Here is a 14727-nt window from a genome sequence, read left to right as displayed (position 1 = left end):
TCCATCCGCTGCGGCACAGTTGTCGGATCGATCCCCTCGTGTTCGTAGCTGTTGTGAAGTCACCCACCGGAGGTGACCCGAACAAGGGAGCAGCACCATGAGCACAACCTTCACCGTCGACTTCTTCTGCAGCGTGGACGGCTACGGCATGGCCCACGGCTGGCCCGGCTACTGGGGAAAGGAGGGCCCGGAGCTCATCGAGGACCGGGTGCGAACCTTCGCGCAGGACCAAGTGCTCGTCTTCGGCGCGACGACGTTCCGGGAATTCCGGCAGTTCGTGACCGAGTACGACGAGCCGTACTACGACAGCCTGAACGCGCTCCCGAAGATCGTCTTCTCCAGCACCCTCGAAGAACCGCTCGGCTGGCAGAACTCGACGCTCCTCAACGAGGACGCCGTGACGGCGATCGAACGCCTGAAGCGCACCACCGACGTCCCGATGCGTTCGCACGGCAGCATCTCCCTCAACCGCGCCCTACTCGCCGCCGGCCTCGTCGACCGCCTCGAGATCATGATGTTCCCCGCCGTCACGGGCCGCGCCGGCGACGCAGCCCTCCTCCACGGCGGAGCCGAACTCGACCTGGAACTCGTCGAGTCGACCGTGCTCGACGGGCGAACCCAGAAGCTCGTCTACATCCCGCATTTGCACAGCGAAGTCCCCGAGGGCGTCGGCCCGCAACGTCGAAACCCGGAACAGACGGTATGACGTGATCCGGGCCGACTGGAGGGGCCGGGCTCCGCTGACCACGGCCTCCTCCATTGCCCGCCTGGACGACTAGACCGTTTCGCCAAAGGTCTGACCTCCAGTGGTGTGTGGCATTCAGGCAGCGACCGGAGTGGTGGTTGCGGACGGTTCTTGGCTGACCGCATTGCCAACCCCTCGCCAGTGCTCGGGCTTGTTGAAGCAGCGCTCGACGACGTTATTGTCCGACACCGCTGCCACTGCTCGTCACCGAAGTCGGGCGGGCAGGTCGCCTTCGAAGACCCCTGGCAACGCGCTCCGAAGCTGACCGAGACTCGTTGCCCGCGCGCAGCAAGAAGCGTTGAGTGGGTAGACGGGATCGGTGAACGAGATCAATTTGCCGGTGGCGTGGGCGTCGCGATCTCTCTGCTTGTGAACTCGCCGATATATCCGTCGGCGTTGACCACCCGAGCCCGGTCGGCCAGGTCAATTTGCGCAGGTGAAGGGTGCCCGGTGCGGTCCTCTGCTCGTTGGTGATCACCTCGTCTGCTTCGTGATCCTCGGCGCTTCCGCGTCGAGCAGCGCCCTTTCCAGCACGGAACACGCCTCCCGCCTGCGATGGTGCAGCCGCGTGGCGTCCATCTCGCTGCCCAAAGCGTGCACACAGACGGTTTCCCGTTTGACCCGAAGGACTGAGCCGTGCCTGACTGGCCTGAGATCGTCTGCAGCTGCGGCCCTACCCGGTTTGTGGATGTCGCGGCGCTCATCGAGCGCAGTAATCCGAGCCGACGCCGACCTCAGCCGCTCACAGCAGCGTCAGCCACGGTCTATAATTGTTCTTTGCTCTTGTTCTTTGCTCTTGTTCTACTTTTAGAGCAGGACGAGGTCGTCTCGGTGGACTACTTCTCGTTCGTACGCCGAACCGAGTTCCCGAGCCAGGTCTCGGGTGGAGCGGCCGAGGAGGTTGGGGAGTTCGGTGGCGTCGTAGTTGACTAGGCCGCGGGCAACGACCACTCCCGACGGAGAAACCAAATCCACCGGGTCGCCTGCGGAAAAGGTGCCTTCCACCGCGTTGATGCCTGCGGGCAGCAGCGACGTACGGCGTTCCGTCACGGCCTTGACGGCGCCTTCGTCCAATTGCAGGCGGCCCTGGCCGGACGTCGCGTGTTGGAGCCACAGGAGCCGGGTTTTGCGGCGGCGACCCGTGGGATGGAACAGAGTGCCGACGGGATCACCACGAAGAGCTTCGCCGACCCGGCCAGCCGACGTCAGGACGACGGGAATCCCCGCAGCAGTAGCGATGGCGGCGGCCTCGACCTTCGTCTGCATGCCACCGGTGCCGACCCCGGAAGAACCAGTACGACCGATCTGCAACGGCACCAGATCGTCCGGCCCTCGCACATCCGTGAGCATTGTCGTGCCCGGCTTGCGCGGATCGCCGTCGTACAGGCCGTCCACGTCGGAGAGCAGGACCAGCAAGTCCGTGTGGACCAAATGACTGGTGAGCGCGGCGAGGCGGTCGTTGTCGCCGAAGCGGATCTCGGTGGTGGCGACCGTGTCGTTCTCGTTGACGATCGGTACGACGCCCAGTTCCAGCAGGCGCGCGAAGGTGCGGTAGGCGTTGCGGTAATGCGAACGGCGGGTGACGTCGTCCACCGTCAGCAGCACCTGCCCGACGCGGAGGCCGTGCGCGGCGAAGGCGTCGCTGTAGCGGGCCATCAGCAAGCCCTGCCCGACCGACGCGGCGGCCTGCTGGGTGGCGAGGTCGCGAGGACGGGACCGCAGCCCCATCGGCGCCAGGCCGGCGGCGATCGCGCCAGAGGACACCAGCACCACCTCGGTGCCTTCGACGCGCCGGGCGGCCAGGGCGTCGACGAGCAGGCGGAGGCGCTCCAGGTCGATCCGGCCGCGCTGGGTCAGCGACGACGACCCGACCTTCACCACGATGCGGGAGGCCTTGACGACCTCCGTGCGGCGTTTCATCAGCTCTCCCACCAGGGATCGCAGCACCCCCGGCCGGCGCCATTGCGGGCCGAAGGCAACTGCTTATGCGTTGTTGTTGTCTTCCGCCTCGACGTCGATGTCCTGACCGGCGGCGTACGCGAGCTCGGCCTGCAGTTCCTGCTCGGCCTCCAGCTCACGGGCCTGCTTGCGGGCCAGCTTCTCGGCGGCCTTCTGGGCCGCCTTCGCCTCGGCCGGGGACAGGTCGACCTCGTCCTCGGTCCAGCCCGCGCCGTACTCCGACAGGTCGGTCGACGGCTCGATTTCGCCGGCCCGGCGGGCGTGGTACAGCTCGTCCTTGGCCTTCTTGCGCTGGGCGGCCGGACGGTCCTCCTCGAGCCGGTGGTCCTCGCCGCGGCGGGCCAGGATCTCGGCTCCGGCCTGCACCTCGGGAGCGAAGTCGAACACGACCGCGTTCGGGCCGTCGCCGATGATCACGGCGTCGCCGGCCATCGCGCCGCGCTCGAGCAGTTCCTTCTCGACGCCGAGCCGGTTCAGCCGGTCGGCCAGGTAACCGGTCGCCTCGGCGTTCGCGAAGTCGGTCTGCCGGACCCAGCGCTCCGGCTTCTCGCCCTGCACCAGCCAGCCGCCGTCGGGCGTCTTCTTGATCTTGAACTCGACGCCGCCGGCCACCTGCGGCCGGATCACGATCCGCGTGGTGTCCGGCTTCTCCGCCTCCGCGCGACGCTTCACCACGATCTCGGCCATCGCGAACTTCAGCGCGTCCAGCCCCTCGTGGCTCGCGGTCGAGATCGAGAACACCCGCATCCCGCGCTGCTCGAGGTCCGCGGTCACCATCTCCGCGATCTCGCGCGCGTCCGGCACGTCCACCTTGTTCAGCGCGACCAGCCGCGGCCGGTCCTCCAGCCCACCGTGCGCGGCCAGCTCCGCCTCGATCGTGTCGAGGTCGCTGACCGGGTCGCGGCCCGGCTCGTACGTCGCGCAGTCGATCACGTGGACCAGCGCGGCGCAGCGCTCGACGTGCCGCAGGAAGTCGTGCCCGAGCCCGCGCCCCTCGCTGGCGCCCTCGATCAGGCCCGGTACGTCGGCCACGGTGAACGTGGTCTCGCCGGCGACGACAACACCGAGATTCGGGATCAGGGTGGTGAACGGGTAGTCGGCGATCTTCGGCCGGGCCCGGCTGATCGACGCGACCAGCGACGACTTGCCCGCGCTCGGGAAGCCGACCAGCCCGATGTCGGCGACGACCTTGAGCTCGAGAACGATCGTGCGTTCCTCGCCGTCCTCACCGAGCAGGGCGAAGCCGGGCGCCTTGCGGGCCGAACTGGCCAGCGCCGCGTTGCCCAGGCCGCCCTTGCCGCCCTGCGCGACGACGAACTCCGCGCCGGGACCGACCAGGTCGGCGAGCACCTCGCCCTCCGGCGTACTGACCACGGTGCCGTCCGGAACCGGCAGGACGACGTCCGCGCCCTTGCTGCCGTTCTGGTGGTCGCCCTTGCCCTGGGCACCGTTCGTCGCGGAGCGGTGACCGGAGCGGTGGTAGTCGACCAGCGTGGTCAGGTCGGGGTCGACGCGCAGGATCACGCTGCCGCCGTCACCGCCGTTGCCGCCGTCCGGGCCGCCGAGCGGCTTGAACTTCTCCCGGTGCACCGAGGCGCAGCCGTTTCCGCCGTTGCCACCGGTGACGTGCACCGTGACCCGGTCGACAAAGCTGGGAATCGCCATCGGTGTTCTCTACTTCCTGCAGGGTGTCGGGGACTGTTCCCCAAGAACAGCGAGAAGGGCGGGTCGCGGTATTCCGCGACCCGCCCTTCTCAGAGCTAGCAATCGTGCCGGGTGGCGGTGTTACTCCGCCGGCGCCGGGACGATGTTGACCACGCGGCGCCCGCGACGGGTGCCGAACTCGACCCGGCCCTCGGCCAGCGCGAACAGGGTGTCGTCGCCACCCCGGCCGACCAGCGTGCCCGGGTGGAAGTGCGTGCCGCGCTGCCGGACGATGATCTCGCCGGCGTTGACCAGCTGACCGCCGAAGCGCTTCACGCCGAGCCGCTGCGCGTTCGAGTCGCGCCCGTTACGGGTGGACGCCGCGCCCTTCTTGTGTGCCATCTCAGATCAGCTCACTTCTTCTTCGCGTCGATCGCGGTGACCTTGACCTGGGTGTAGTGCTGACGGTGCCCCTGGCGCTTGCGGTAACCGGTCTTGTTCTTGTACTTGAGGATGTGAATCTTCGGGCCCTTGGTCCGGCCGAGGACCTCAGCCGAGACGGCCACCTTGGACAAAGCGGCGGCATCGGTCGTCACGGTGTCGCCATCGACGACGAGGACTGCGGGCAGCGACACCGTGTCGCCGACCTGGTCCGTCAGGCTGTCGATCTCGATGACATCGCCGACGGCGACCTTCTGCTGGGTGCCGCCACTGCGCACGATCGCGTACACCGTGGATCTCACTCTCTGTTTGTTCGGAAGTCTTACCGGGCCCCCGGGCTGTCACACACCTACACACCGGGGCCCACACAAAGGAGGCACGCAGGATGCGCGCCGAATGGGAAGTTTACTACGCGAGCGTCGCAAACTTCAAAACCGGCCCTAGGGAGCAGTCGTGACCAGCTCCGGAGCGCTCTCCGCCTCGGAATCGGTGCCCTTCGAGCGGCTCCGCCCACTGCGCCGGCGACGGGTGCGGGACGAGCCGTTCTGCTCGCTCTGCTCCGCCTCGACCTCAGCGGCCGGGGCCGCGTCGGTGCTCGCCTGCTCAGCCGGTACGTCGGCAGCCTGCGCCGGCGTCCCGGGCTCCTCGGAGGAGGTCTCCCGCGCCGGTTCGTCGTGCTGACCGTGGCCGTTCGCCGCAGCCGAAGCGGCAGCGATCTGGGCCAGGCGCTGGGCGGCGTCGCTGGTGTGCGGCGCCGGCTCCGGAGCCTCGGTCTGCTCGTCGTCGCGACGGCCCTTGCCGCGGCTGCGGCGGGAGCTCTTGCGCCCCTCGCCCTCCGCGGCCTTGTGGTCGTGGCCGTTCTTGGGCTCCTGCTGGCCGCGGCCCCCGTTGCGGCGGGACTCCTTCGGCTCGTCGTGCAGGATCAGGCCGCGCCCACCGCAGTGGTCGCAGTTCTCGCTGAACGCCTCGAGCAGCCCGGTGCCGATCCGCTTGCGGGTCATCTGGACCAGACCCAGCGAGGTCACCTCGGCGACCTGGTGCTTGGTCCGGTCGCGGCCCAGGCACTCCACCAGCCGGCGCAGTACCAGGTCGCGGTTGGACTCCAGCACCATGTCGATGAAGTCGATCACGATGATGCCGCCGATGTCGCGCAGCCGCAGCTGGCGGACGATCTCCTCGGCCGCTTCCAGGTTGTTCTTGGTGACGGTCTCCTCGAGGTTGCCCCCGGAGCCGGTGAACTTGCCGGTGTTGACGTCGACGACCGTCATCGCCTCGGTCCGGTCGATGATCAGCGAACCACCCGACGGCAGCCAGACCTTGCGGTCCAGCGCCTTCTTGATCTGCTCGTCGATCCGGAAGTTCGCGAACACGTCGCCGTCGCCGGTCCACTTCTCGACCCGGTCGGCCAGGTGCGGCGCGACCGACGAGACGTACTCGCTGACCTGGTCGTAGGCGTCGTCACCGGAGATCACCAGCTTGGTGAAGTCCTCGGTGAACAGGTCGCGGACCACGCGGATCAGCAGGTCCGGCTCGCCGTGCAGCAGCTGCGGCGCCTGACCCGACTTCGACTTCTTGTCGATCTCGGTCCAGTACGCCTGCAGGCGGCTGACGTCGGCGGTCAGCTCCTCCTCGGTCGCCCCCTCGGCCGCGGTGCGCACGATCACGCCCGCCTCGTCCGGGACGATGTCCTTCAGGATGGTCTTGAGCCGGTTGCGCTCGGTGTCGGGCAGCTTGCGGCTGATCCCGCCGTTGCCGCCGCGCGGCACGTACACGACGTACCGGCCGGGCAGGCTGATCTGGTTGGTCAGCCGGGCGCCCTTGTGGCCGATCGGGTCCTTGGTCACCTGGACCAGGACCGCCTGGCCGGACTTCAGCACCGACTCGATCTTGCGCGGGCCGTTGCCGGCGCCGAGCGTGGCCCAGTCGACCTCACCGGCGTACAGGACGGCGTTGCGGCCCTTGCCGATGTCGATGAACGCGGCCTCCATGCTGGGCAGCACGTTCTGCACCCGGCCGAGGTACACGTTGCCGATCAGCGAGACCTGCTCCTCCTGGGCGACGTAGTGCTCGACCAGGACGTTGTCCTCGGACACGGCGATCTGGGTCAGGTCGCCGCGGGCGCGGATCACCATCGCCCGCTCGACCGACTCGCGCCGGGCCAGGAACTCGGCCTCGGACACGATCGGCGCGCGGCGGCGGCCGGCGGCGCGGCCCTCGCGGCGGCGCTGCTTCTTCGCCTCCAGGCGGGTCGAACCCTCGACCGCGGTGATCTCGTTCACGGTGTTCTTGCTGCGCGGCTCACGCACCCGGACGACGATCTCGTCGGGGTCGTCGGCGGCGACGGCGCCTTCCTCGCCCTTGCGGCGACGACGGCGACGGCGGCGGCGCGACGAGGTGCCGGAGCCCTCGTCCTCGGACTGGTCGGTGTCGCCCGCGTCGTCGTCGGAGTCGTCCGACTGCTCGTCGGTGTCCTCGTCGTCGTCGGACTGCTCGTCGGCGTTGTCGTCCGCGCCCTCACCGGACTTGCGGCGGCGACGGCCACCGCGGCGGCGGCGCCGGCGGCGGGTGCCCTCGCCGTCACCTTCGTCGTCGTCGGCGTCGGTCGCGTCCTCGGGGGTGATCTCCTGCGCGGCCTCGAGCACCGGCTCGGCGCGGTCGGCGGCGACCTCCTCGGCGTCACGGCCGCGGCGGCTGCGGCGACGGCGGGTGGGCTGCTCGTCCTCGGTCGGCTCCGGTACGTCGGTCAGCTCGTCCGTCGGCGTCTCGGTCACCTGCGCGGCGTCGGCGGTGGCGCCGCGGCGGCTGCGGGTGCGCTTGCGGGGGGTCTCCTCGTCCGGGGTGGCTTCGACCGGGCTGGTCGCCGCTGCCTGGGGGGCGACGTCGACGGTCGGGGCCTGGAAGAGGGGGGCCGCGACGGGGGCGCGGCGCCGGGAGCGGCGGGTGGGGGCCGGCTCCTCCGTGGCCTCTTCGACGGGGGCGGCGGGGGTTGCGCCGCCGACGGAGACGTACGAGGTGCCGGTGGTGGTGATCGCCTTGGCGGTGGTGCGGGGGGTCTCGTCAGCGACGGCGGCCTCAGCAGCGGCGGCCTCGGCGGCGGCGGTGGCTGCTTCGGCGGCGAGGGCTTCCTCGTCCTCCTCGGCGTCGGCGACGGGGCCGTCGGTGACCGGGGAGTCGGGGGTGAGCAGGTCGGGCTGGGGGGCCGCGGCCTTCTTGGTGGTGCGGCGGCGGGTGGTCTTCTTCGCCACGGGCGGGGTCTCGACGACCGGGCCGCCGTCGGCGGTGGTGTCGGCGGGGACCTCGGGGGCCTCCTCGGCCGGCTTCGCGGCCGCCTTCTTCACCGTGCGCTTGGTGGCGGCCTTCTTGGCCGGCGCCTTGGCCGCGGTCTTGCGGGCGGCGGTCTTCTTCGCGGGGGCGGGCGCCGGATCGGCGGCCTCCGCGTCGGACTGGGTGCTCACCGCTTCGGGCTCGGCGACGGCCTTCTTGACCGTGCGCTTGCGCGTGGCGGTGGTCTTGGCCGCCGACTTCTTCGCGGCGGTCTTCTTCGCGCCGGCCTTGCGGGCCGGCTGAGCGGCGGCCGTCTCGGCGGCCTCAGTGGTGTTCGGCTCGTTGTCGAGCATGCAGTGCGGGTCTCCTCAGGCCCTCCGGCGCATCCTGCGACCCCTGTCACGGGTCCGGCGCGCCCAGAAGGCGGTCACGGTCTCGCCGTTTCCGGCGGGTGGCCGGCACGGCGGAAGCCTGCTGGGTCCCGCTCCCCCACGCTTCAGGGCGCAGTCGGAGCGGCGACGTCGCCCTCCGCTGGATGCGTCTCGTGGTCGACCGCCTGGCCGGTCGCGGTCGCCTGGTTGGCGTCGCGGTCACGAGCGAGCGGATCGTCCACTGTGCCGGAGGCCGCGATGAGCGGGCCCTGGGCGAGCCTGGTCAGAAGAGCCGGGCCCGTCACCGGGAGCGTCGCTACGTCGAGCACGCCGGCGAGAACGTCGTCGGGTCTCACGGCCGGGGTTCCGTGCCGTAACACCACTTGCAGTATCGCACACGTCTCAACCGAAGCCGGTCCACTACCGACGGTGAGTCGGAGAACGGCCTCCCGACAGTCGAACGAGCGAAGTCCCCGTTTGGTCATGCGCTCGACCAGAATTTCCTCCCGGGCCAGGAAGGCCTCGACCGCCGTCGCCGCGGCGGCCGGATCCACGCCCGGCAGCGCGATCTCCCACTCACTGGCCTCCAGCTGCTCGGCCAGCGACCCACCCGTGGCGGTGACCACGTCGAGCACGTCGAGCCCCGCGGGCAGCGCCTCGTCCAGCGCAGCCCGTACGGCGTCCGGCTCGCGCTGATGTGTGAGCGAGATCTCCAAGTACTCGGCTTCGGAGGCGGCCCCGGTCGGCGCGGCACCGGCGTACGAGATCTTGGGGTGCGGGCTGAAGCCGTGCGAGAAGGCCACCGGGAGCTCCGCGCGCCGGACCGCGCGCTCGAAGGCGCGCTGGAAGTCGCGGTGCGAGGTGAAGCGCAGCCGCCCGCGCTTGGCGAAGCGCACGCGCAACTTCTGGACCGCGGGGAGCTGCTGGGACGGCGGAGCTTGTACAGGTGCCACGACGGCATTCTGACAGCCCCGGCGCCGGACAATCACCTTCCCCGCTCAACGGCCGGGCAGTACGCCCCGCTCAGCAAGCGCGTTCCGGCTCCAGTGGCCGGCCAGCAGATCCGTACGCCCCATCGTCATGACGACGAACAGACCGGCCTGCACCAGGAAAACCAGACCGGGGGCGCGGTGGCGAAGGCCTCGACCCGGACCAGCAGTCGTCGGCACCGCTGGTACTGCTGCGGGTGGCCATCGGTCAGGGCTGCGCGCTGGACTTGCCGGTCAGGTAGAGCGCCCAGGCGAGCAGGCCGAAGGCGACCGTGTTCAGCACGACCCGGAGCAGGTTGAACGACCGCCAGCGCGCCTCGTCGAACGCGGCCCGCGCGGCGGTGACGTCGATGCTGTCCGGATCGCCGGCGGCCTTCAGGGCGTCGTTGCGCGGGACGTTCACGGCGATCGTGACCACGACGGTGATCAGGTACAGCACGAAGGCGGCCGCGATCCACGGCAGCGCCGTCTCCCCGAGGTGCAGTACGCCGGCCAGCAGCGTGAACACCAGCGAGCCGAGGAAGCCGAGCCCGAGGAACAACGGGTTGATGATCGCCCGGTCGATCGCCTGGAACGCCGCGACGAACGTCTTGTCGTCGGTCCGGGCCAGCCCCGGCATGATCGCGTTCGCGTAGATCCCGAACACCCCGGCGACCAGCCCGGTGCTGAGCGTGGCCGCCAGCAACACCGCCACTCGCAGTCCGTCCATCCGATCCTCCCCAGCCCGACGTCAGCCCCCGCAGCGGCAAACTACCGCCGAGCGGGGGCCGACACCCTCGAACCGCCTCTCGTCAGAGCTTCGCGCACTGCCCCGAGCGCGGGCCGGCGACCTGGTTCGGCGCCTGCAGGTTGCTCGGAGTAGCCGCGTTGCCGGAGCAGGCGAGCGGGCCGTTGACCGTGTTGCCGGCCAGTACGACGGGCTCCGCCGTCCGCGCGCCGGTCACGGAGACCGGGCCGCTGACCGTGCTGCCGACCACGACCGCCGCGCCCGTCGTACCGTCCAGGGCAACCGGGCCGTTGGCCGTGGTCCGGAGCAGGTGGACTTCGGCCGCGCCGGCCGCGTACACCGGACCGGCGATCCGGCTGTCGGTCGCGACCAGCGAAGCACCGGCCCCGATGGTGACCGGGCCGTTGACTGTGGCGCCGGTCAGGCAGGTCACGCCGCCGGACACCGTGAGCGGAGCGTTCCGTACGCCGGTGATCGTGCTGGTGCAGGCCGGTGCCGGACGCAACAACGTGACCGCGAACCGGCGGGCGTCCCCGATGTTGCCGGAGGCATCGATCGCGCGGTACTCGACCTGGTGCCGCCCGTAGCCCGACGGGACGTCGTCCCACGGCACCACCCGCGGTACGCCGAGCTTGCCGTAGACGAGCTGGTCGATCTCCGTGCCCTCGGCGGTGAACTTGAACGGCGCGTCGGCGTCGGTCGGCCAGCCGTAGTAGTTGTACCAACCGTCACCGTCGACCCGGAACTCCGGTACGACGTACCCCGGGCTGTCGTCGGTCGCGGTCAGTTTCATCGTGAACGCGTCGTTGTAGACGTACTCCGGGCCGGTCGGCTTCTGCACGGTCAGCAGCGGTTTCGACAGCGTCGAGGTGACCTCTGCCTCGACGCCGTCGACGGTCCAGGTCAGCGTGTCGGCGCCGACGGTCGCGGTCAGCGTGTGGCGGCCGGACAGGTTCAGCGGGGACAGGTCGAAGTCGCGGTCGTTACCCGGGTTCGGCACGTCGGCGCCGTCGAGCTTCCAGGTCACACGAGGCTGGTCGGTGTCGGACTGGGTGGTCTCGACGTTGACGACCTCGTCGGCGTTGACCGGGTGGTCGGTGGCGGTGGAGGTGGTGAAGGAAGCAGCGGTGTCGCCCGGGGCCGACGCCTCCGGCTCGGCGGACGCGGCGGACGTGGCGGACGTGGCGGGCGCGACCGAGAGCCGGGTGTCCACGGTCCAGGTCCTGGTCGCGGTGAGGGCGGCGGACGCGCGGACTGCCGGGTCGCGGACGAACTCGGTGGGGTCGACGATCTTGGCCGTCAGCGTGTGCCGGCCGGGCGCCAGGTCCAGCGTCGCCAGATCCACGAAGCGCGCGTTGCCGGTCGCGAGCGGGCTGCCGTCGAGGGTCCAGGTGACGTCGAGTTCGTGGCTGGCCGGGTGCAGGGTCTGCAGCCAGACGACCTGGTCACCGGCGACGGCTCCGGCCGGCGTACTGGCCTGGAAGAGCGTCGCGCGGGAGGAAATCCGCTGCGTCATCCGCTCTCGCGAGACCTGGTCGAAGTAGTAGCCGAGCACCTTCATCATCGAGTGCTTGCTCGGCCGCCAGATGCCCGATCCGGCGTACTGGCCCGCCTCGAAGCGGCCGATCTTGCCGCCGCTCTCGCTGTCCTCGCCCAGCCAGCGCCACCACTTCTTCTGCTGCGCGAGCATCTCCTGCTCGGTCAGCAGCGTGTGGTGGATCGAGGTCGGCTCCGGACCGGCGTACGGCGCACCGCGCTCGCCGCGGGCGTAGTAGTCGTACTCGTCCTGCAGCCCGCCGAGCGAGTGGCCGAGCTCGTGCGGCGTGATCAGCGCCGACAGCGCGTTGCCGCCGGACGCGGTCGCGTAGCTGCCGCCGGCGCCGCCGTACGTGTCGCTGTTGCCGATGGCAAGAATTTGCCGGTTCGCCGAGGTGGTGCCGGCGACCAGGTCCGCGTACGACGCGGCGGCGGTCGAGCTGACCGTGAGCAGGCGCTGGACGCTGGCTGGGTTGCAGCCGCCCCAGAAGCCCATCTGCAGCGGGGTGTCGACCTTCGGCGAGCTCAGGCCCGGGTCGCAGTCGACGCCGCTTTCCGGGGACGGGATCTCGATCGCGTAGACGTTCAGGTAGTTGCGGTAGGACTTGAACGGCTCGATGCTCCACAGCACGTTCAGATGCTTGTCCACCTGCTCCCGGAACTTCGGCAGCTCGGCGGCGGTGTACCCGTCGCCCATCACCACCAGGTTGAAGCGGGACGCCGCCGGCCCGGTGACCTGCAGCGGCACCACCGTTCCCTCGGCGGCCGCGATGGATGCGGCCGCCGTACTCGCTGATCCGTGTCCGGCCGCTGTGGCCGCCGCGAGCGGCACGCCCGCGAAGACCGCCGCCGCCACCCCCACCATCGCCGTCAGCCGGCGCACCCTGAAACCAGTCCTCACAACCGCGGCCCTCCTGCTCCGGGCGCCCCCGGCGGCTCGCACCGAGCCCGCCGTGAGAAGCCTACGAAGCACCTGCCCACCTTGTCAGCGATTGCCGCGCGCCGGTCCTGGGGACCGGGTGCCGACGCCGGCCACCCGGTGATGACCCGGCGACGACGAGGCGACGCCCCCGCGGCGACTCGGCCGCGACCCGATGGCGACCGCGTCGTACGGCGTCTTGCGGCGGCGTACGGCATCATGAGGGCTCGGGGATCAGTGAGGAGAGGACATCGATGACGCAACCGGCACAGTCGCCGCGGCCCGAACCGGACCGCGACCATCCGGTCGACGAGGCCGGCGACGGTGACGGCAAGGGCATCTACTGGGTCCTGAAGAACGTGCTGATCGGCCCGCCGGTCAAGCGGCTGTTCCGGCCGAAGGTCGAGGGCGCGGAGAACATCCCGGATCAGGGCCCGGCGATCATCGCCAGCAACCACCTGTCGTATGCCGACTGGATCTTCATGCCGCTGGTACTGCGCCGCCGGGTCACCTTCGTCGCGAAGTCGGACTATTTCACCGGCGCCGGGATCAAGGGCCGGTTCCAGCGCGGCTTCTTCAAAGGCACCGGACAGGTCCCGATCGACCGCTCCGGCGGGTCGGCGTCCGAGGGCGCGATCCGGGCCGGCATGAAGGTGCTGGAGCGCGGCGAGCTGTTCGGCATCTATCCCGAGGGCACCCGCTCGCACGACGGCCGCCTCTACAAGGGCCGGACCGGCGTCGCCCGGCTGGCGCTGGAGTCGAAAGTGCCGGTGATCCCGTGCGGCGTGATCGGCACCGACGTGGTCGCGCCGCCCGGCAAGGTGGTCGCGTCGCTGGCGTCCCCGACGGTCAAGTTCGGCGAGCCGCTGGACTTCTCCCGCTACGACGGGATGGAGGGCGACCGGCTGATCCTGCGCGCGGTCACCGACGAGATCATGTACCGGATCATGGAGCTGTCCGGCCAGGAGTACGTCGACATGTACGCCACCAAGGCCAAGCAGCTCGAGGGCCGGGCGGTCACCGGCGCACCGAAGAAGGTCCGTAAGTCGGACACCTGATCCGGCTGGTGAGATGAGCGGGGTCTACGCTGGAGACCGTGGACGGACCGATCGCATACCAGGGTGAGCCAGGCGCCAACTCGGCGATGGCGTGCACCGAGATGTTCCCCGAGCGCGAGCAGTTGCCCTGCACGACGTTCGAGGACGCGCTGGAGGCGGTCAGCACCGGCCGCGCCGGGCTGGCGATGATCCCGGTCGACAACTCGATCGCCGGCCGGGTGGCCGACATCCACCACCTGCTGCCGGAGTCCGGGCTGCACATCGTCGGCGAGCACTTCCTGCCGATCCACTTCCAGCTGATGGCCGTCCCGGGCGCCACGCTCGACACGATCACGACCGTGCGCAGCCACGTCCACGCGCTCGGCCAGTGCCGCAAGATCATCCGCGAGCACGGCTGGTCGACGGTCGTCGCCGACGACACCGCCGGTGCGGCCCGGGAGGTCGCCGAGCTGGGCGACCCGACGGTCGCGGCGCTGTCTCCGCGGGCGGCGTCCGGGCTCTACGGGCTGGACGTGCTCGCCTCGGACGTCGAGGACGAGCACCACAACACGACCCGCTTCCTGGTGCTGTCCCGCGAGCCGGAGATCCCGCCGGTCGGATCCGGCCCGGTGATCACCAGCTTCGTCTACCGGGTCCGCAACGTGTCGGCCGCGCTCTACAAGGCGCTCGGCGGCTTCGCCACCAACGGCGTCAACATGACCAAGCTGGAGAGCTACCAGCTCGGCGGCACGTTCTTCGCGACCCAGTTCTACGCCGACGTCGAGGGCCACCCCGAGGACCCGAACGTCGCACTCGCGCTGGAGGAGCTCGCCTTCTTCTCGGTCGAGGTCCGGCTGCTCGGCGTCTACCCCGCCCACCCGTTCCGCGCGGAAATCGCCGAGCCCGCCGCCAACCGCGCACTGCGGCCGCACCACTAACCCGCCCCCAAGGTCCATCCGCCACCGCTCGCGCCTCGGGCCTTGAGCTCGGCCTCGGGCTCGGCCTCGGGTTCGGACCTCGGGCTCGGCCTCGGGTTCGGACCTCGGGTTCGGACCTCGGGTTCGGACCTCGGGCTCGGCCTCGGGTTCGGACCTC

The 14727-nt window shown here is 70.4% G+C and carries 12 protein-coding genes; 3 read left to right on the top strand and 9 right to left on the bottom strand.

The annotated features are described in order from the left end of the window. The first annotated feature begins 97 nt into the window (after window positions 1-97). The gene (locus ACQPXM_RS13020) at window positions 98-706 is read left to right on the top strand and encodes a dihydrofolate reductase family protein (RefSeq protein WP_432948186.1); all 609 of its coding nucleotides are present in this window, start codon (window positions 98-100) and stop codon (window positions 704-706) included. A gap of 846 nt (window positions 707-1552) precedes the next feature. Here the strand turns inward: ACQPXM_RS13020 and proB are convergent. The 9 genes from proB to ACQPXM_RS12975 all read right to left on the bottom strand — a co-directional run bounded on the left by proB (window position 1553) and on the right by ACQPXM_RS12975 (window position 12559). Next, on the bottom strand, window positions 1553-2665 hold the full coding sequence (gene proB / locus ACQPXM_RS13015) for a glutamate 5-kinase (protein WP_432948184.1): 1113 nt from the start codon (window positions 2663-2665) through the stop codon (window positions 1553-1555). A 63-nt stretch (window positions 2666-2728) separates the two neighbouring features. Then, a complete protein-coding gene (gene obgE / locus ACQPXM_RS13010) occupies window positions 2729-4369 on the bottom strand; it encodes a GTPase ObgE (RefSeq protein ID WP_432948182.1) in 1641 nt (546 codons plus the stop codon). Window positions 4370-4489: 120 nt separating this feature from the next. Next, window positions 4490-4750, bottom strand: a complete 261-nt coding sequence (rpmA, locus tag ACQPXM_RS13005; protein WP_012919955.1) for a 50S ribosomal protein L27 — start codon at window positions 4748-4750, stop codon at window positions 4490-4492. Window positions 4751-4761: 11 nt separating this feature from the next. After that, window positions 4762-5079 (bottom strand): 50S ribosomal protein L21, encoded by a 318-nt coding sequence (rplU, locus tag ACQPXM_RS13000; protein WP_432951009.1) that lies wholly within the window; start codon window positions 5077-5079, stop codon window positions 4762-4764. A gap of 150 nt (window positions 5080-5229) precedes the next feature. Further along, window positions 5230-8406 carry an Rne/Rng family ribonuclease gene (locus tag ACQPXM_RS12995; RefSeq protein ID WP_432948180.1) on the bottom strand — a complete coding sequence of 1059 codons (3177 nt, stop codon included), beginning with the start codon at window positions 8404-8406 and terminating at the stop codon, window positions 5230-5232. Between the two features lie 143 nt (window positions 8407-8549). Beyond that, the gene (locus tag ACQPXM_RS12990) at window positions 8550-9377 is read right to left on the bottom strand and encodes a TIGR03936 family radical SAM-associated protein (RefSeq protein WP_432948178.1); all 828 of its coding nucleotides are present in this window, start codon (window positions 9375-9377) and stop codon (window positions 8550-8552) included. A gap of 45 nt (window positions 9378-9422) precedes the next feature. After that, window positions 9423-9593: a hypothetical protein gene (locus ACQPXM_RS12985; protein ID WP_432948176.1), complete on the bottom strand. Its 171-nt coding sequence runs from the start codon at window positions 9591-9593 to the stop codon at window positions 9423-9425. A gap of 28 nt (window positions 9594-9621) precedes the next feature. Further along, window positions 9622-10122: a DUF1772 domain-containing protein gene (locus ACQPXM_RS12980; RefSeq protein ID WP_432948174.1), complete on the bottom strand. Its 501-nt coding sequence runs from the start codon at window positions 10120-10122 to the stop codon at window positions 9622-9624. 82 nt (window positions 10123-10204) lie between these two features. After that, window positions 10205-12559, bottom strand: coding sequence for a M64 family metallopeptidase (locus ACQPXM_RS12975; RefSeq protein WP_432948172.1), 2355 nt, complete (start codon window positions 12557-12559; stop codon window positions 10205-10207). 290 nt (window positions 12560-12849) lie between these two features. Here ACQPXM_RS12975 and ACQPXM_RS12970 point away from each other — a divergent pair, with 290 nt between their 5' ends. Both ACQPXM_RS12970 and ACQPXM_RS12965 read left to right on the top strand, forming a co-directional pair. After that, complete coding sequence (locus ACQPXM_RS12970; RefSeq protein ID WP_432948170.1) at window positions 12850-13653, top strand: lysophospholipid acyltransferase family protein; 804 nt, start codon at window positions 12850-12852, stop codon at window positions 13651-13653. Between the two features lie 38 nt (window positions 13654-13691). Next, window positions 13692-14570 (top strand): prephenate dehydratase, encoded by an 879-nt coding sequence (locus tag ACQPXM_RS12965; protein WP_432948168.1) that lies wholly within the window; start codon window positions 13692-13694, stop codon window positions 14568-14570. Window positions 14571-14727 lie beyond the last annotated feature (157 nt).

The organism is Kribbella sp. CA-253562 (genome assembly GCF_050942265.1).
GTDB lineage: Bacteria > Actinomycetota > Actinomycetes > Propionibacteriales > Kribbellaceae > Kribbella.
The sequence above is the reverse complement of the archived record's forward strand: the minus strand, read 5'-3'. Positions and strand labels throughout refer to the sequence as shown.